Annotated in this window: 13 protein-coding genes; 1 reads left to right on the top strand and 12 read right to left on the bottom strand. The window is 44.7% G+C overall.

Translation table 11 applies throughout. From position 1 onward, the window contains the following. Positions 1-33: 33 nt before the first annotated feature. The 8 genes from N7974_RS07815 to N7974_RS07780 form a co-directional block, all read right to left on the bottom strand. The gene (locus N7974_RS07815; protein WP_262965069.1) at positions 34-2,619 is read right to left on the bottom strand and encodes an HD domain-containing protein; all 2,586 of its coding nucleotides are present in this window, start codon (positions 2,617-2,619) and stop codon (positions 34-36) included. Positions 2,620-2,924: 305 nt separating this feature from the next. Beyond that, positions 2,925-3,920, bottom strand: coding sequence for a lipopolysaccharide heptosyltransferase I (gene waaC, locus N7974_RS07810; protein WP_262965068.1), 996 nt, complete (start codon positions 3,918-3,920; stop codon positions 2,925-2,927). 18 nt (positions 3,921-3,938) lie between these two features. Continuing rightward, a complete protein-coding gene (gene waaF, locus N7974_RS07805; protein ID WP_394813077.1) occupies positions 3,939-5,018 on the bottom strand; it encodes a lipopolysaccharide heptosyltransferase II in 1,080 nt (359 codons plus the stop codon). A 299-nt stretch (positions 5,019-5,317) separates the two neighbouring features. Beyond that, positions 5,318-6,241: a branched-chain amino acid transaminase gene (locus tag N7974_RS07800; protein WP_262965085.1), complete on the bottom strand. Its 924-nt coding sequence runs from the start codon at positions 6,239-6,241 to the stop codon at positions 5,318-5,320. Between the two features lie 47 nt (positions 6,242-6,288). After that, complete coding sequence (glnE, locus tag N7974_RS07795; protein WP_262965066.1) at positions 6,289-9,159, bottom strand: bifunctional [glutamate--ammonia ligase]-adenylyl-L-tyrosine phosphorylase/[glutamate--ammonia-ligase] adenylyltransferase; 2,871 nt, start codon at positions 9,157-9,159, stop codon at positions 6,289-6,291. 125 nt (positions 9,160-9,284) lie between these two features. After that, complete coding sequence (locus N7974_RS07790; RefSeq protein ID WP_262965065.1) at positions 9,285-11,552, bottom strand: FUSC family protein; 2,268 nt, start codon at positions 11,550-11,552, stop codon at positions 9,285-9,287. Further along, positions 11,552-12,736 carry an HlyD family efflux transporter periplasmic adaptor subunit gene (locus N7974_RS07785; RefSeq protein WP_262965064.1) on the bottom strand — a complete coding sequence of 395 codons (1,185 nt, stop codon included), beginning with the start codon at positions 12,734-12,736 and terminating at the stop codon, positions 11,552-11,554. Before N7974_RS07785 ends, N7974_RS07790 begins: the two co-directional genes overlap by 1 nt. Before the next feature lie 18 nt (positions 12,737-12,754). Further along, a complete protein-coding gene (locus N7974_RS07780; RefSeq protein ID WP_262965063.1) occupies positions 12,755-13,015 on the bottom strand; it encodes a YtcA family lipoprotein in 261 nt (86 codons plus the stop codon). Positions 13,016-13,508: 493 nt separating this feature from the next. Between N7974_RS07780 and N7974_RS07775 the strand changes: the two genes are divergently transcribed. Beyond that, positions 13,509-15,035 carry a TolC family protein gene (locus tag N7974_RS07775; RefSeq protein WP_262965062.1) on the top strand — a complete coding sequence of 509 codons (1,527 nt, stop codon included), beginning with the start codon at positions 13,509-13,511 and terminating at the stop codon, positions 15,033-15,035. An 11-nt stretch (positions 15,036-15,046) separates the two neighbouring features. Here N7974_RS07775 and N7974_RS07770 read toward each other — a convergent pair whose 3' ends face one another. The 4 genes from N7974_RS07770 to N7974_RS07755 form a co-directional block, all read right to left on the bottom strand. Further along, positions 15,047-16,279: a glutaredoxin family protein gene (locus tag N7974_RS07770; protein WP_262965061.1), complete on the bottom strand. Its 1,233-nt coding sequence runs from the start codon at positions 16,277-16,279 to the stop codon at positions 15,047-15,049. A 229-nt stretch (positions 16,280-16,508) separates the two neighbouring features. Continuing rightward, the gene (locus N7974_RS07765) at positions 16,509-17,648 is read right to left on the bottom strand and encodes a calcium:proton antiporter (RefSeq protein WP_262965060.1); all 1,140 of its coding nucleotides are present in this window, start codon (positions 17,646-17,648) and stop codon (positions 16,509-16,511) included. 184 nt (positions 17,649-17,832) lie between these two features. Beyond that, positions 17,833-18,222, bottom strand: a complete 390-nt coding sequence (locus tag N7974_RS07760; RefSeq protein WP_262965059.1) for a DUF6524 family protein — start codon at positions 18,220-18,222, stop codon at positions 17,833-17,835. A 13-nt stretch (positions 18,223-18,235) separates the two neighbouring features. Then, entirely contained in the window at positions 18,236-18,763 is a 528-nt protein-coding gene (locus N7974_RS07755; protein ID WP_262965058.1) for a DUF2780 domain-containing protein, read from the bottom strand. Positions 18,764-18,861 lie beyond the last annotated feature (98 nt).

Below are 18,861 nucleotides of genomic sequence, written 5' to 3'. Positions count from 1 at the left end.
TTCGATCCTAAGGATGCGTTGAGGTTATATCGACTAAACAGAAACAAGTTCCAATCTTTCCATTTGTCCTAACATTGAAGTAAATCGCGTGGGAATCTTTGACCACCTAAGAACTCTACCATTTGCAATCACTGACCGATGCAAACACCCAATAATGCTGAACAAATCTTCAGGTATCCCTTCTGCGTTCATTTTAAGAGATAGAGATTTGTTATTCAGCCACCAAGTATTTATCAAAAGAATTCCTAAGTCCATTTCGTTTTCAAAATGGTATGAATCTGCATGATCTCCATCTATCATCGTTTTCATGATTGCAACTGGTTCTTTCTCTGCAATTAATGCAAGCTCTTCATAAGTGACAAACTTTCCTATGCCATTTTTTGTAACGAATAGTCTTGCAAATGGCATAGGATCTATATTGAATTCAATGGCATTTAAACTGGCAATACAATGTTCAAAATCACTGGCATCATCGTTAATTAATATTTGAAATTGTTCATTTGCCCATTCACTTAACAATTCGGGAGATGCTTCAATTGAACCAGCATCTCGCTTAGCGGATGATGGTTTATGATCTAAATAGCCAATGTAATGAAATTTTTCGCCATGATAAGTAGTTGATAATAGTCCACCGATTGTCTGTGCACATAAACGATAGCGTCTAACCTGCGGGGTAGTTGATATTGCGGCATAACCCAAAATCCTATCATCTGACTTTATTGGCCTAAGCCGATGATGGTTTTTGTTGATATATTCGTTAACGACAAGATTGTTTGTTTGATATTCAGATAGAGATAACTGTCTTAGTAATATTTCTCCGCTCGGATTAATCCCTGGCTGTCCAGAGTGTATCAATTTCTTTGTAGAACTAGGTGCGCTAAATGACACTTTTACATCCAAACCAACTACCATCGCGGCCAAATAGTCCGATAATAAAGGAAAAAACTCGATAGCGCCGCTTATAGGAGGCTTCACACTTACCCTTAGGTCATCTTGAAATATGTTTGGCTGGAGCCGCAATCGAACTTGTGTTGAGTTGCTGGGACTAAAATCATCAACACGGCCACGTCTATAAATTGGCCGTAAGCTTAAGCCCGTTTTAAACAGAAGGTGATTAGTATCATCCAAGCCTTTATCCCAGCGCTTACTAATGACTTCCACGCGATCAGCGACCATAAATACAGAATAAAAACCAATCCCAAAGCGGCCTACAGAACGAAATTTAGATGACCGAAGACCAGGAAATTCGCTCTGAATTAAACTTGATTTCCAGAAGCTACTACCAAAGTCAAGTAAAGGCCCCATCATGACTTCACGAGACATTCCAATTCCATTGTCTTCGATATAAAGCCAAGAGTTTCCGTCAATTTCTTCAAGTCGAATATGAATTTCCCCGTCAAAGCCTTGTTCAATAAATCGCCGGGAAACAATTGAATCTCTGGAATTTTGTATTAATTCCCGAAAAACAATATCGGACTTATGGGTCGTACCATAAAGTTTCTCACCGCCTAGATCTCTGACCAGCGATTCAATATTGCTTACGTGTAGTTCAGCCTTGCAAGGGCTCCATCCCTCGACAGGCAAAAGCTTTGTCAGCTCTTCAATAGATCTTGCGCCCTTTACCTTAGAAACCTGAAATGGAGGTGCATTAATTCTTTTACGCTGCTTAAGCAATTCATTAGTTGCTTGTATTTCGTCATTAACCAATAAAATTGCATCATGCGCCACCCACCAAGATTCAGCATCATCTTCTTTAAAAGGTAAACTAGATGTGAATAGTATAGTGCTCCCAGATTGATCGCCATTGTCGAGAGCTGGTCCAGTTATTCGATTTTGGGCTTGCCAATGTTGCTGGGATAAACCTTGGCGCTTGATAAGAGCATATAAGAAATCAGGTGCTCTTTCTTGATTGATATGTGCCGCATCAGCACAACGCAACAAACATGCAATTTTGATTGGGTCAATATGCCATTCTGTTGGGAAGTTTCGTGGTGCATTAAACTGGTCTCCTAAATCATGAAGTGAATCGATATTCCAATGATGGCTTGATGCTATGCGTCCAATTAATCGTCCAAGGTGAGTTCGTATTTCAGTATCATCAATCAAATAAATGGATTCCATGGTATCTGGATGCATCCAAGACCTTGAAATCAATTCTCCAGCTTGATGAGCATGAAGATATCTGAGTGCAGCAAAATCAGCCGTTGCTTGCCGTTCATCATCATTGGATTCAAAACTCTTGTCACATTCAATTGCGTAAGCATCTTTCCATTCAATCGTATTCCTGACACCGACTTGTCCATTCTCGTAAGCCTCCCAGCACATCGCCGCATCATGCAATAGAACAGCACCGCCGAATACGAAAGTTTCAAGAGGATTAAGAGGGTAATTTTCTCCAGCAATAATGTCAGCAGTTTCCCAAAGAGCGTCGAGATGACTGACATCATGAATCGTGAGCCCAGGTAATACAGAAGATATTTTTCCAACCAAAATTTGAACTTTTTCTCGAAACTTCTGATATTCGGACTTTAAAAGATTGCGCTTATCTGTAAATAAAGCTTTGTCATCACCAAAAGCAGTATTCCAGAGATGTGTTCCTTTGAATTTAAGATGATCCATTTTTGATAATTCGATATGTATAAGGTTTCAGTATGAGACATAACATATTTTACGCTCGAATTGATGTTAGCTTAGTAATTACCTAACTAAATCAAAGTTTTTAGGGAGGTACAATTAAGTGTTATCGTGTTATCCCATTCGACTTACAAATAACGAGTTTTAGAATAATCCAAGTACCCACTGATTCCACAGTTAAATTCGAATGATAAACAGCCTGTGATTTCTTCTTTCAACGCCAGATTCCGAATAACCTGATTTTGCAAAGAAAAGGTATGAACAGCACACTTCTCGACTGGAAATTAAGCTCAGTTCAACAAAGTTTTTGCTAAGGCAATAATCTCGTTTTCATCAATATCCTTGATCGAATCATCCTGTCTGTTCAGCTTGTATGAATTGACAAGGGAAGCCGATTTAACGACTTTATTGATGTCGGTTTGATAAGCCATTCTGGTCGGTGTGGGGCCAAAAATAGTAATCGATGGTCGGTTTAAAGCCCATGCCATGTGGGTGGGTCCGGTATCGTTACCAATCAATAAATCTGCCTGGCTAATCAGCGCTTTTAAACTATTCAAATCCAGTCTGGGCAGCACTTTAATAGCATCAGATTGTGTAGACATCCAATCTGCTTTGGCTTTTTCTTCCTCACTACCCCACACTACCAGACAATTTTGCTGCAAGGCTGCCGCTATTTTTACAAATTTTTCCGCCGGATAATTTTTGCTGTCCCAACTTGAGCCAATAATTAACACAATGTTTTGCTGATCTTTTTGCAAAAAATTATAAATTTGCGGATCTTCATTGTTAAAAAATAAAAACGGTTTTTTGTTATGGATTTGCGCCTCGGTGATATTGACACCTAAAGGACTGGACAAGGCAAAGGCATTTCTGACGATCGCGTTAGTATCGTAAGCGCAGGCTAATTTGACATTATAAAACCAGGAAGCCGCTTTTTCCCTGATTGAATCGGCATCGAAACCGGCGAGGTGCTTACCAAGCAGTTTTGCAATAACCGCTGATTTAATAAGCCCTTGCGCATCAATAACCACATCATAGTTATTGAGTGCGTAATTTCGGACCTTTTTGATCTCCTGAAAAATACCTGTCTTATTGGTTTTTAAAGCTTTTAGATTGACCGTTAAAACATGATCTATATCGGGGTTGTTTTTTAAAACGTCAGCAAAGCGCTCTTCCACTATCCAGTCAATTTGAATGGCTGGTAAACACGCTTTAATAAATTGCAACGCAACCATCGCATGCACAATATCACCGAGTGCAGAGAGCTTAACAATGGCAATTTTCAAGAATTAACCTCTCACCCGTTAAATAACAGCAATCACTTGCTCAGGTTTTATATCATTCAAACACCGGGTATGACCTAACGGGCACTCACGTTTAAAACAAGGAGAGCAATCAAGATGTAAACTGATTACATGAGCCTTGGCATTCAGTGGCGGCGTAAATTGTGGATCGGACGAGCCATAAAGAGCGATTATTTTTTTATCCAGCGCGGCTGCAACATGCATTAAACCGGAATCATTAGTCACCACGGCATCAACGAGTGATAGCAAATCAACGGCTTCAGCTAATGATGTCCTGCCAGTAAAATCAATACATTGCCCGGAAACTTCGGCATTAATTTGTTCGGCAGCCGCGCTATCTTTATCGGAGCCAAACAGCCAAACTTGCCAGCCTTCAGCAATTTTTTGACGTGCAACTTGCGCATAATAACTTGCAGGCCAACGTTTTGCTGCGCCATATTCAGCGCCAGGACATAAGGCCAATATTTTCTCCAGAGACGGATAAGTTGGCTCATGACTCCGAGGAAGTAATAAAGAAGCAATGACCGAGCGAAAGCGTAAGCCAATAGTAGACGCATGATTTTGTCGGGTTACGCTATCGCTAACCCGACCTACAAAATAACTGCTTAAATGGAATTTTTCGATAACTCTATTTTGCTGATCCGGGTTAATAACAAGCCCAGGAACAGCATACTCAGGTGGTAATTGCGCAGTATCGGGCAAGCCTAAGGCAACAAAGCGCTGAACCGTCATGGTCAGTAAACTTTTATCCAGCTTTCTGGCATCGTTCAGCAAGCCCCAGCGACATTCACCAATATAACCCGTACGAACGGGGATATCGGCAAAATAAGGAATTAATGCCGATTTCCAGGAGTTTGGCAACACGATTGCCTGATCGTAAGTTTCAACCCGTAATGCCCTGCCCAGCTTAATTCTGTCCGGCAAACCAAATTGGCCATGCGTTAAAGGCATCGCGATGGCTTTTGCAACTTGCGGCATTCTTTCCAGTAAGGCCAATGACCATGACGGTGCCAAAACATCAATTTGACAATAAGGGTGGGCATTTTTTAACGTGATAAACAGGCTTTGCGCCATCACCATATCGCCAACCCATGACGGGCCGACAACCAGAATCCTGGGGGTTTTCTTCAAAATCTTAATCCTGGAAAAATCAATTGGCACACGAAAAGCACAAAAAAATTCAAAAACATGGCAAATGGCAAGCTTTTACTCAATGAATAAAACGTAACGGGGTTGCAACTCATTGAAGCCGTCAAACATTCCGGTCGGAGTTACAAACTCCGATCGGCATCGTGGAATGGCTATGCAATACAATGGTCTCATTTGTTTTTTATTTTTCGTGGCTTTCGTGCTTTTCGTGGAAAACAGCCGTTTTTACGTTAATTAACGAAAGTTAACCACTCGGCATGGTCGTCTCTACGTCCATGTACATAATCAAAGTATAATGATTGTAATTGCTCGGTCACGACACCACGACTACCACAACCTATTTTACGATTATCCAGCTCTCTGATTGGTGTTACTTCAGCAGCAGAACCGGTAAAAAAGGCTTCATCAGCGATATAAATTTCATCGCGGGTAATGCGTTTTTCAATGACTTCATAACCTTGTTCGCGGGCAATGGTCATCACGGTATCACGCGTAATACCTTCCAGTGCCGAAGTAGTTTCTGGCGTGTAAATTTTACCGTTACGGACGATAAACAAATTTTCAGCGCTGCCTTCTGCCGCAAAACCTTCATGATCAAGCATTAAGGCTTCATCGTAACCATTCGACAACGCTTCTTGCAGAGCCAAAATGGAATTAATGTAATTACCGTTGGCTTTGGCTTTGCACATGGTGCTGTTGTGATGATTGCGCACGTAAGAAGAGGTACGAATACGAATGCCGTGCTCGATGCTGTCAGCGCCCAGATAGGCACCCCAAGACCAGGCCGCAACCATGACATGAACCTTCAGGTTATCCGCCCGAAGTCCCATACCTTCAGAACCATAAAAACACATGGGTCGAATATAAGCGCTATCCAGATTGTTCTTGGCAACCGCATCACGATGCACCTGATTCATCTCATCCTTGGTAAACGGCATGGCCATATTCATGATGTGCGCAGAACGAAACAGGCGGTCCGTGTGTTCTTGCAGTCTAAAAATAGCAGTGCCTTTTTCAGTGTGATAGGCTCTTACGCCCTCAAACACGCCCAATCCATAATGCAAGGTATGCGTCAGTACATGGACTTTCGCTTCACGCCAATCAACCCATGCACCATCCAGCCAAATTAAGCCGTCTCTATCGTCCATTGTCATCATTTGTTCTCCAACATTAATGTGTATTAGTATTTTTACTTAACGGTTTATTCCATTAATTTATGCCAAATCTGCTCAACCTGCGTGCTCAATTCACCGACCTCGGCCTCATTGATAATGGCTCGCTCGCCTTGTAAAACCAGCTTGTGACCGTAATCACGATAGGTACAATAAGCCACTTTGAGTATTTCTGCCTCGGTTTTAGAGATAAAGCCGTCTTCCTGCAAACCTTCAAGCAATCTGACATTATCGGTATAAGTCGTCAAAGCTTCATTTTTTGCAGCCCTGGATAAAACCCCGAATTGTACTATAAACTCAATATCAGCAATACCGCCTTTACTATGTTTTAAGTCAAACTTGTTTAATTCTTTCATTGCCAAGGCATCGCGCATCTTTTCGCGCATTTCGCGTACCTCTGTTTTCAATAGTACCAAGTCCCTGGGCAAGCTCAAAATCCTGCAGCGAATAGCTTCATATTGTGTCTTTAAATTAACATCACCGGCAATAAATCGTCCTCTGACCAAGGCTTGATGCTCCCATGTCCAAGCCTGACTTTTTAGATAGTCTTCATAGACATTAATATGTGTAACCAATAAACCGGAATCGCCACTAGGGCGTAAGCGCATATCAACTTCATAGAGGACACCAGACAACATTTTGGTATCCAAAATATGCCGGACTTTAAGCCCCATCCGGCCATAAAACTGGGCACAGGAAATCGGTTTTTCGCCATCGGTGAGGACATTACCATCAGGGCAATCGTACAAAAACACCATATCCAGATCGGAGCCGTAACCCAGCTCAATACCGCCCAGCTTACCAAAGCCAAGAACGGCAAAGCCTTTGGGATTATTATCACTTCCTGGCGGAAAGCCATGTTTGTCAGTCAACATAAGCCACGATCGCTCAACGACATGAGCAACGATACTTTCGGCTATGTAGGTCAAATAATCACTGACCACCATAATCGGAATGACACCCATAATATCAGCAGCGGCAACTCTTAACATATTGGTGTGCTTAAATTGCCGCAGAGCAATCATTAACTGTTCAAGATCTTGTAATTCAATAGCTGCCAGTAAAATAACCAGTTGTTTATCAAGATCCTCTTTTTTAAGCGGTTCAAACAAACTACGCGTATCCAGTAATTCATCAAATAATACCGGGTATCGTGATAAATAATCACAAATCCAGGGGCTGGCCGATGATAAACGAACCATTTGCGCCAGCGCATCCGGATTTTCGGCTAATAATGCTAAATAAACATTTCTGCCGGCCACCGCTTCAAATAAATCCAGTATGCGCTTTGAAGTTTCATCGGTGTTATCAACCTGCTGTATTGCCTCAATCACAAACGGCATCAACCGATCAAGCACCTTCGCACCTTTAGCCGTTAAACGCCGGATTGAGTGCGCATTTTTAAATTGTTTAATGGCAGCCAAGCTTTCGGCAGGCTGATGAAAACCATATCGGCTCAAACTATCCAGCAATTCCTCATCATCGGCTAAACCGTTCCAAATCTGTTGACTATGCTGATCTTTCACTGCCGATTTAGTGATAGAAAAAACCTGATCAAACACTGCATGTACCTGATGTCTTACCGTATCCAATCGGCTTTTAAAGGTATTCCAGTCCGGATAATCCAATGAATAAGCCAGTATCTGCTGAACAGCCGCTGATGTCGGTAAATCATGCGTTTGCAGGTCTTGATATTGCTGAATATGGTTTTCCACTCTGCGCAGAAAACAATAAGATTGTCTTAACTGTTCGGCATCATTTGGAGCCAACAACTCCAGTTTGCCCAGAATTTCCAGCACATCCAGAATACCGCGCGTTTGCAACGCCTTTTCATTACCGCCACGGATCAACTGGAAGGCTTGGCCAATAAATTCAATTTCACGGATTCCACCGGGCCCAAGCTTGACGTTCTCCATACGGTCTTTACGTCTTAACTCTTGGGTAATTTGCAACTTTAAGGAACGCAGTTCCTCAAAAGCGCCGTAATCCAGATAACGCCGATAAACAAAGGATTTCAACATCGCCATGAGTTGTGCTCCGGTTTTAAAGTCGCCAGCAACCTGACGTGCTTTAACCATGGCATAACGTTCCCATTCCCGCGCCTGGGTTTGATAATAGTTTTCCATACCATCAAATGTCATAATGATGGGGCCGCTATCACCAAAAGGTCTTAAACGTATATCGGTACGAAAGACAAAACCATCGATGGTAATTTCATCCAGAACTTTGACCAGGCTTTGACACAGCCGCGTAAAAAATTCACCATAACTGGTTTCTTTTCTATCCGGTAATACGCCATTTTCTGCATAAGCAAAAATCAGATCTATATCGGAAGAATAATTCAGCTCATACGCACCCAGCTTCCCCATACCCAAAACAATAATCTGCTGAGGGCTGCCATCAGCCAATAAAGGAGTTCCGCGTTTTTCACAAGCTTCATTGTAGAGAAAAGCCAAGGCGTATTGAATACAAGCATCAGCCAACCAAGACAAGTCAGCCAGTGTTTCAGATACCTCAGACCATCCTGCCAAATCACGCCAGGCAATCCTGATCATTTCCCTGCGCCGAAAACGCCGTAACTTCTGCATTAATTCGATTTCATTATCAACCTGCAGACACGCCAGTTTGTCAGCATAATGGCGATCCGTATAAATCGTCGATAAATCACCGGAATTAACCACATCAACCACTATCTCTGGTTGTCGCAGTGCGCTTTCTGAAATAAACAAACTGGCGCACCAAACCTTGACTATTGATGCGCTAATCTCCGGTGTCGGCTTAAAATCAAGATTAAGTTCGGCCAGCTGTTCATGCCATTGCTTTAGGGTAACCGTTACAGAAAGACGCAACTCATCAGGCAGCTTGGCAAGCTCGGGTTGAAGACTGTTAATAAAAGACATAAGTGGCCGGCTAATTCAAAAAAACCATCATACCTAACTCAGGTTGCGCAAGCCATAAGAAATGACCACGAAGGCACCAGAAACGCGAAGAAAAAGACCGCAAATACTTAAGACTTTCTAAAAACCTAGTCAATAGTCAAGCCGGCTTTCAGTCGATATGAAACGATATCCACGGCTCTTTTTTGAATATGCTCTACCAACTCCATGATTTGCTGATCCAGCCTGAATCGCAGTTCCCATTCCATGGCTAAATCACTTGGCAAGCGGTCGATGCAATGGTGTTCAGTGTAACTTTGTTTCAAAAATGCGTGAATGCTGGTAACCTCAGTTGCAACATCGTGTCGCTCGCCTTGCAGCACTAACGCGGTATTCTCCAAGGCAGTTGCCAACACCGCATCGAAAGCACGACTATGTTTTTGTAACTCATCAGGAAAACTGCTAAATTGTTGACCGCTTAGCAATCGATAGCGTCGCCGAATCTGTAACAAGCCGGACAAATTGCCGGCTTCATCAATAATCGCGCTAAGCGCTGTTCTTTCGTTAACCTTATAACTTAATCCGGCATCAGGCTCCAGTCTCGCATGAATGACCAAATCCTGCGCAACAGACAGATCTTTTTCTGCCGACAAACGCAATGGCAATGTATGCTTGAGCAGCAGATTTAAATCCGGCAGCCGGGTCGTAAACCTGGCAAGTGTATGCAATGCCGTAGCACTATGGTGACGAGCAAGCACAATCGAACGCCGTGGCCATAGCGCATAGTCGATTATGCCCATTACAATGATACCCAACAAAATGCCGCTAACCCGGTCACGCGGTAAATATAAATCGGTGACCTGACCAAAATCGTGTAAAACGAATAACGCGAACGAGAATCCGAGCTGGCGTCCCAGATAGGCGATGCGTTCACTACCGGCAGAAATCCAGGCGGCAATAGCCCAGACAGGGATCGTTACCAACGCAAAGTCTACGATAGTATCAAGCTGCGACTGAAACACCAGTACATAAAAGTAGGCGCAGAGCCCGCCCAGCAAAGCGCCCGACAAACGCAGTATCGATAACCGATAGTCGGCACCGAGACTGGTTTGTGCCGCGACCAAACAAGTGGGTATGGCGGTGTTTATATCCGCCCAGCCCAGACTTTCAACTATCAATGCACAGAGTATGGCACCCAGAGAAAATTTAATCCCGAATTGCAGGCTGTCGGCATGCGTTGCCCAAAATTCATAGCCAAACCAGGTTGGAAGCTTGGTGTCAACGTAATTACTATTAGTTTCGGTCGCCAAGGTTTTAATTTCAGACACTGATGCTGGCGAATGTAAGTTATGCATTAATTCGGCACTGCGTTGTAGCGACCGCCAAATCGCGGTTAACAGTGAAGGATTGGTTTGCAAGGTATAACTGTACAGCACCTCATCAATTAATAGCATCGCTATTGGTCCGGAAGTATCACGATATTCTTCCACGCCCTGCCTGAGCAGCACACACGCACTTTGCAGCGCCAGATAAACATTTAATTTTTCCTGATTCATGGCTTGAGCGCGATATTCTGCCATCAACACTTGATCCAGCCAAATAGCGGTTTCTCGCAAGCCATCGATTTCCAGTAGCAGGGCAAGGTAAGTATCATGCTGTTGACGCATGGCAGGATGTATAAGCTCTGCATTATCCAACAAGCCCAATATTTTACCGAAGCTGCCGGCACTGGAGAATTTCCGGATTACCCGGTCATGGATCTTCACACCGCTGTCAGCCAAGCGTGCACTTAAAATGGTTTCCACTACCGCCAATTGTCCCGCGATGCTCGCTTTCAGTAATTTGAGCGGATCTTGCGGTTTGATAGTCAGGTGCACCACTGTCCATGTACCGATAGCCAATACACCGATGATAGGGATATTCCACAAGGCTTGGTAAATATTTTCATCGGGCGTGCTGGGGTTGTACAGCACCGCTATCGAATACCATAGGGCAATACCGGTAGGCCAAGCGATCAGACGGGCATGAAACAGGGAGACAGCCAGTATTATGAAAGACAAAGGTAGTAACAGCCAGGGATCATTGCCGGCCAACATAAGCGTAAATACCGACACCAAGGTGGTCACGATCAGATACCCTAACTGACGCATCCCGAATGCCAGTGATTGGCCGGCATTCGCATAGGCGTCATAACTCAAACAGATGAGAATGGCAATGGCCCCCAACGGTGGCACCTGCAAGGTTTGGCTGACCAGGACGATAATCAGTGAAACCATAAACAAACGTAAGGTAGCAACCCGCCGCCCCGGAAAATCTTTGAGCTCAACTTTCAGGAATTGTGCCAGGCTGGTTCCAAACCATAACTTGCTTGGTCTTTTGTGCAGATCAGAAGTGTGCTGCGTATCGCCCTTATTCATTACGGAACCTGAGGGGTTGTGGCTCCCTTTTCACTGCCTGGCGACAGCTTCTGAGTTTCGGCAGGGCGATCCAGAATAGTGACAAAGGCGGTCATGCCCATGCGTAGCGGATGCTCAAGGTCGCGTTCTTGAATCTCAATACGCACCGGAAATCGGGAGGCAAGGACAACCCAGTTCAGGGTGCGCCGAACCTCCGGCAATACACCTTGCTGCTTCATATTATCAGGATAATTAGCCCAGCCGATGCCGGTTACCACACCCCGATAGCGCTTTCCCGGATAACCAACCAAGAACACATCGGCTTCCTGACCGGGGTGAATGGATTGCAGATAAGTTTCTTTGAAGTTGGCGATGGCATACCAGTGGCGATCATCGACCAGGGCGAACATTTGCATTCCGGTCTTGGCATATTCACCTTCGCGAGTATTCAGGTTGGTTACGTAGGCATCGAAAGGCGCGCGCACCGAACAGTATTCAACGTCCAGTTCGGCAGAGGTAACCAGCGCCCTGGCCGCTTCAATGCGGGCATTAACGTTACCAACCTGGGCAATCATTGATACGGCGCGGCGGCTCTCGCTTTTTGCCTCATCTATCGCACTCCGCGCCGAAAGCTCCTTGGCACTTGCATCTGCCAGCGCTGCACGTGATGCGGCGTACTTGGATCGGGCTTGCTGGAGCTGGTCTGTGGTGACATATTGTTTCTCGGCCAATGGCTCAAGACGTTCCAGATAGCTATGTAAATATTCATCCTCGGCCTCAATCCTTTTAACTTCCGCACCGGCCGCAACGCGTTGATGTTCCAGTCGCTCAATAGCCAGCTCGGCGGAACCGCTGGAGGCTCGCCTTGAATCGACGTCTTTTTCCACCACCTGTAATTCCGCCTTGGCTTGAGCCAGTTTCGCCTGATAAGGACGCGGATCAATCACATACAGCAAATCGCCTTGCCTGACGTACTGATTATCTTCAACATGCAATTCCACTATCCGGCCACTCACTTCAGGAGCGATACCGACAATATTTGCCCGCACCATCGCGTCGTTGGTCCGGGGGTGCTGATAATTTATACGCCAGACCAAAGTGCCGGTCGCTAATGCTCCCAGCACGATTATCGTTCCGATGATACGGCCCAACAGCACGCGACGTTTAAGATTGATGACCTGATGGTCAGCTTGACTGTTTTCCATGATGGATGGCGCCCGTGTTTACGTCGAGTAAAATAATAACCAGATGCCGAAGGTACATAACGCCCATAAGCTCGGAACAATCAACAGTGGTGGCCCCAGATAAGGTGCCAGTCTGTGTCGTACCAATTGCCACATTAGCGCCATGCTTACCGCCAGTCCGGCAAGAATACAGATAATCCAGGCAGGCCAAAACGAACCCTCAATACTCAGCATCGGGTCGCAAGCGGTCAAAAAAACCGCAGAAATAGCCAGAAAACCGGCTTTCCGTAATCCCCGCATAAATATCATACTCTGTACTTGAGCAGGAAAACTGAACTTGAATAATATTCGTAAGTACATTTGATTTATTTTAAACCGCGTATCTTGATATTGATCAGATAATTAAACCATCGATATTAGTTGAAAAAATCAAAGGTATTAATTAAGTTATTTAGGTATCAATTTTTGGTATTTGAATCCACTATTGCCAATTCCCTGTAAAATAGTCAATGCATAAGATATCTATCAGGGTTACAGAAGACTAAAAGGCATCGATGACCACATGGAAGCAGGTACAATTGCTAAAATTGTTTTATCATATTACACCATAGTAAATGGTAAAGTACTTATTAGATCTATTTATGCTCCGGTCTTATTATATTATTAAAGTAATAATATTGCTGTTCAGACACTCACCATTAATTTTCCAAGATATCATCATTTGACAACTAAATTGACATTTAAACAGAGTGTTTTAAATTTGCGAAAATTGCAGCGCCGCAAGTGCAGTAACTTGCGACTATTGTTGTCATGGCTGCCGCGAGGCTTTATCAGCGTGGCTATACCGGCAGCAATGGCTTTGACAGCTTGTATGCCGCAAAGCATGGTAAAACTTGATAAACCGACTGTGACGGCGCCGATTGACCGTGCCGTTTATTGGGATATGATCAAGACGGAAAAAAGCACGCAACAAACAGCCATATCCAGCCGTGTGCCTGAAGATAGCCTGATTGATACCAAGATAACCTATGATTTACCTGCACTGGTCGATCTTGCCCTACATGCCAACCCGGAAACCCGGGTTAGCTGGGAGGAAGCGAAAGCCGCTGCCGCCCGGCTTGAAAGGAATCGCAGCGCCTGGTATCCGACGCTGACGGCGATGGCGTTCGGGCAATATTTCAAAAACAGCTTCCCTATCCCCGGAAGCGCTTTGATAACCAACGGTTACTCTTCTTTTGGCAGCCTGGATTTGGCATGGACACTATTCGATTTTGGGCGCAGGGAGGCCTTGGTTGATGCTGGCACACAGCGCTTGACTGCTGCCAATTTTGCTTTCAACCGTAAACATCAGGAAATCGCCTATCGGGTTGCCAGCAGTTTTTTTGCCTATCAGGCAGTTCTTGCCAAGGTAACGGCCGCCAAGCAGACACTGAATGCTGCAAATGCCGGCACTGATGCGGTTAAAGCTAAATTCGACAAAGGTCTGGCGACACGCCCGGACTTACTATTGGCGATTCAAGAACAGGCAAAGGCCAGCTATGACCTCCAGGATGCTCGTGGCTCGGTAATTCAGACACAGGCCGACCTGACCACTAATCTGGGCATTTCGCCGTCATATTCCTTGCAACTAATAGATTTGAGTAAACTGCCGTTACCGGCAGGACTGGTACAGTCGGTCGAAAAAATTGTCGATCAGGCCTTGGAGCAACGTCCCGATCTGATGGCACGTCTTGCGGAATTGCGTGCACGCGAAGCCGAAGTGAAAAAAGCCAGAGCCGAATTTTTTCCCAAGATTTCTCTGAATGGCATGATTGGTAATCAATATTGGGGAAGTGTACACACAAACCCACCCGGCAATGAGAGCTATACGGCAAGTAATATGGTTAATACCACCATGCTAAACGTCGAATGGACTTTATTTGATGGCTTTGAACGGACTAATGCCGTGCATGAAGCAGAGGCAAGAAAAGAGGCATCGAAAGCCCAACTTGATGCTTTTCGTCTGGAAATTATGCGCGATATCTGGAAAGCTTATGCCGATACCAAAACAACATTGGAAAAACGCGAGTTTGCCTTAGCCTTGTTAAAAGCGGCCGAAGAATCTTATGAGGCCACACAAGAATCCTATACTCACGGTTTTTCTACGGTGATAGAACTGCTGTCCGCGCAAAAGGATTTAGCACGCGCCCGTTATACCGAAATCGACAGCCGCGCCAGTTTACTCCAAGCCGCTGCAACCCTGGTTTATGCTTCCGGAGGCCAGAGCCGTGGAGATTTTAATACCGATAGCGATGCCTTTGGCCGGAGTCTTCCACAATAAAAACGCATAACTCAAGCCGGTGTTACCAGCAAATAAATGGCCAGCCCCACCATGACCATGCCACTGATTAATTTTAGCCAGCGCCCTTCCCTTTCCTGAAGCCTCCGTTGACTTAAGGTGATAATGCCTGTAGCCAAGATAATAACGTCATCAAACATATAAGCCACATTATAAAGTAGCAAATAACTGTAATAACTAATACTGTCCAACCGCTTCAATGTCAGTATTCTTGTGTACAGCGCTGGAAAGCCTGATGTACACATAAATTCAACGATCTGCACTAAAATAGCCAATATCACAGCGCCAATTAAGGCACCGATTAGATTTTTCGCCTGTAAAATCCCCCGCATTCCGGCATAAATACCGGGTTTTGCAGCATCAGGTATCGACAGCGAAACACCACGACCGTAAAACCAAAAATCTTTAAGATTAATCAACCCTGCCAAAAGAGCAATAGCGGCAATCACTATTTCCGAGATACGGGACAAGCCAATAAGCAGAAAAAAATTAAGCCAGGCTGCCATAAATAAAAAATAAGCCAGTCCTTCAACAGTAACGAAAGCACCAGCAATGGCGAACATGCGCAATCGGTTATTCATTGGCGCAAGCAACGAAATCATCAGTATCAACACCCATAGTGAACAAGGATTAAAACCATCCAGCAAGCCCATTGCCAACGTAAATAACGGTAAACCGATCTCATCCAGCGCCAATCTGTGTCCAAAGAAATCAAGAAAAAAGGCTTCCGCTGCCTGGTTTGAAACTTCCGCGCCAGCTTCGCAGGACAAGGATTGCTCCGCTTCACAACTCTCCGAAGTCAGCTGATTCTTTGGTGTTTGCATTTTAGCTAAAGCACTCCGAATCAGTTGACCGCTGGTTATCTCATCAGAGAAACCGATAATCAATTGCCCGCCTATTTGAAAAGCCGGTACTCTCACAACACCCAAGCCTTGATTTTTGACAAGTTGCTGTAATTGTTCCAAGGCTAAAGATTCCTGAGCCACATCATGAATAATAATCGTCAAAGCGGGTTGCTCACGTTTTAGCGCCTGCAAAAACAACTCGGCTTTAGCGCAATGAGGGCAGCCATTGCGAACGAATACTTCAATATCCGCTGATGATACAACTGACACAGAACTTTTATCCGGCAATAAAGCGGCCACCTCTGCAAAAGCCCTTACGTTAAAAGCAAAAATCGAAACCACCAGTAAACCGGCAAAAAACAGCCTGACTATCGTTTTCATGAATACACCTCTGAATGGTGGCCGTGAAATTTTACTATGAAAAAGCGGGCATCCTTCATGGAAGCTCAAAAGTAGTTAAAACTGTACTTGCAAAAAGTGTTGGTGAAATCGATACAACAGATAAGGAAAATTCTTGCCCATAACACAATTAAGATCCAACTTCCAAATACCAGAAAAGTCGGGGTAATTAGCTCAGAAGTTTGTCCGTCCTTCGAGCAATAAGAATTTTTTAAGGATAAAAAATAAAAAACAAATAACTTAAAAATATCATTAAATGCACATTGCCCTGTAACATCGTCGTGCGTTCAGAGCTCAAAGTAATCAGCGTCGTCAAAAGCGTGGCATAAAGCAAAGTACTACTGCCGCCGATGACGCCCAGGTTTAAATCTATATTTTGCAATCCGGCAACCAACAACATACAGGGTACTGTTAAAGCAATCGTTGATAATGCCGAACCCAGGCAAATATTCATCGCTTTTTGCATATGGTTAGCCGTGGCAGCGCGGTAGGCACTCAGTCCTTCAGGTGCCAGCACCAAGGAGGCGATAATTAAAGCCGCAAGATCAACCGGTGCGTGAAGAACCTCGATACCATGATTAATCACATCACCCAGATATTCAGCCAGTAACACCACAGGCACAATGGCGACAACCAAACCCAGCGCGGCACCCGCAATAGCAATGCGCCGCTTATAAGAGGAGGAATGCTGTGGCGGCACAGAAATATAAAGATGTTCATTATCAACATGTTGATGAACAAACAATGCCTTATGACGAGTAGTTTGCATGACTAAAAACAGTACATACACCAAAATACACAGGCCACCCATAAAAATCTCCTGTACCGGAGAGAGTGTTGGGCCACCAGTGCTAAGAGTACTGTTAGGCATAACTAACAGAATCAATACCAAAGGTACAATGAGATGTAAAAAGGACATTGCACCGCGCAAATTAAACGTTTGTTCAAAATGACGCCAACCACCTGCGACCAGTGACAATCCTATCATGCCATTAAGCATAATCATCAGTGTTGCGTAAACAGTATCACGCAGCATACTTGGATTTTTATCGCCCTCAAATATAACTACCAACATTAAACTAACCTCAATGATGGCGACAGATAACGTTAATAGCAATGTGCCAAATGGCTCGTCCAGCAGTTCTGCAAGTTGATCCGCATAATGGTTAACCGTAAATATGCAGCCTATCATTGCACAAAAAATTACGAGGGCAGCAGCGAACATCGGAACTAAACTCAAATTTACGGAAAGGATTAAATTTGAGCCATGCAAACCAAGCCAAATCCCCCAGCACAGCAGCACAAAAGCATTACGGGAAAAAATAGCGGGGAGTTTTCTTAAATAATTCACACAGTTCTCATTAATGGCCAGTTGTATTGCCTGATTAGACCGGCAATGATCTTACATACGATAGATTTACTCAACTGAAGAATTTGATCTGGCAAAATAACAATAATTTACTGAAATTCCTGGTTTCGAGTGTGGCATACTCTGACACAGTGTCTGCGATGCGGTTTATTTGTCAGTCACGACCTTAATCATCCGCCACTTCAACTTGACCTGAAAGCCGACGCCAGATGTGTGACCAGGCCATACCGACAGCCAGGATAGCGGCAATAATCACTAAGACCACGTAGCTAATCACCTCTTGGCCGGGCGCCAACCAACCCATATCGAAAATAAGCCAGGCGAGCGAACCAAAAAAGGCCAGGGCTAAAATAAGTCCCCGCAGACCTAGCGACTGAAGGGTCGCATTTAAAAAGAGGAACCAGCAAATCATCAATACCACACCGGCAAATACCAGCAAGGCTGTCACCTGAGGCAGGGTCTGCATCAGCCAGTGAATGAAAGACCAACCCGTAGGATTCCAGGTAACAAAGACCAGAATCAGGGCTGCCAGAAAGCGTATCAATATCCCAAACATTTTCTTAACCCAATTAGCGCGTCAACGCGCTTTGTAGCATACTCATGGTGTTAGATCCGCCCTGACTCTGAACGGACTGCAAAATAACAGGAATAAACTGGCTGATCATGCCTGAATTCAGGCCCAGACTTTTAAACGATCCCGTCAGCGAAGCCAGATTGCCCAGCGAACCACCGGAGCGGCCCAAGGCGTTTGAGGCCAATCCCATAAGGCCCGTCATTTTCGAAGTGGGAGCTGTCTGTGTCGGAGTCGCTGCCAGCAATTGATCCATTTCCGGCACGGCATTGCTGATCTTGGCAAAATCTGTCGAATTCATACTCTGCTTGGCTATGGAAAAAATGGAACCCGCCCCTCCTGCCGCCTGCTCGGGTGTAATGCCCAGTTGCTGAACCAGCGTATTCACCAGATCAGGCATCTGACCGGCCACAGGCGCTACGTTGACGACAGGATCAGCAATACGGGCCGTTCCGACCGCCGAACGTTGCTCAACCACTGTATCCGTCGGCGTTAATCCCATGTTATCGGCTTGGGATGCACTCATGGCCATCTCGGGGATCGCCGCAATGGCCATAATGGCCGCCATAGTTGCAAATACTTTCATAGATAGAGTTCCTTTATAGTGTTTTTAGAAAAGCTGAT

It is taken from the genome of Methylobacter psychrophilus, from assembly GCF_025583945.1.
Lineage (GTDB): Bacteria > Pseudomonadota > Gammaproteobacteria > Methylococcales > Methylomonadaceae > Methylobacter_C > Methylobacter_C psychrophilus.
This window is presented reverse-complemented; position numbering and strand designations above follow the sequence as displayed.

What these genes read in the sequence shown, in the direction of transcription:
- N7974_RS07815 (WP_262965069.1), bottom strand. Translation starts at nt 2,619, where the DNA reads ATGGATCATCTTAAATTCAAAGGAACACATCTCTGGAATACTGCTTTT.
- waaF (WP_394813077.1), bottom strand. Translation starts at nt 5,018, where the DNA reads ATGGTGATGGCGCAAAGCCTGTTTATCACGTTAAAAAATGCCCACCCT.
- N7974_RS07800 (WP_262965085.1), bottom strand. Translation starts at nt 6,241, where the DNA reads ATGACAATGGACGATAGAGACGGCTTAATTTGGCTGGATGGTGCATGG.
- glnE (WP_262965066.1), bottom strand. Translation starts at nt 9,159, where the DNA reads ATGTCTTTTATTAACAGTCTTCAACCCGAGCTTGCCAAGCTGCCTGAT.
- N7974_RS07790 (WP_262965065.1), bottom strand. Translation starts at nt 11,552, where the DNA reads ATGAATAAGGGCGATACGCAGCACACTTCTGATCTGCACAAAAGACCA.
- N7974_RS07785 (WP_262965064.1), bottom strand. Translation starts at nt 12,736, where the DNA reads ATGGAAAACAGTCAAGCTGACCATCAGGTCATCAATCTTAAACGTCGC.
- N7974_RS07780 (WP_262965063.1), bottom strand. Translation starts at nt 13,015, where the DNA reads ATGCGGGGATTACGGAAAGCCGGTTTTCTGGCTATTTCTGCGGTTTTT.
- N7974_RS07770 (WP_262965061.1), bottom strand. Translation starts at nt 16,279, where the DNA reads ATGAAAACGATAGTCAGGCTGTTTTTTGCCGGTTTACTGGTGGTTTCG.
- N7974_RS07760 (WP_262965059.1), bottom strand. Translation starts at nt 18,222, where the DNA reads ATGTTTGGGATATTGATACGCTTTCTGGCAGCCCTGATTCTGGTCTTT.
- N7974_RS07755 (WP_262965058.1), bottom strand. Translation starts at nt 18,763, where the DNA reads ATGAGTGCATCCCAAGCCGATAACATGGGATTAACGCCGACGGATACA.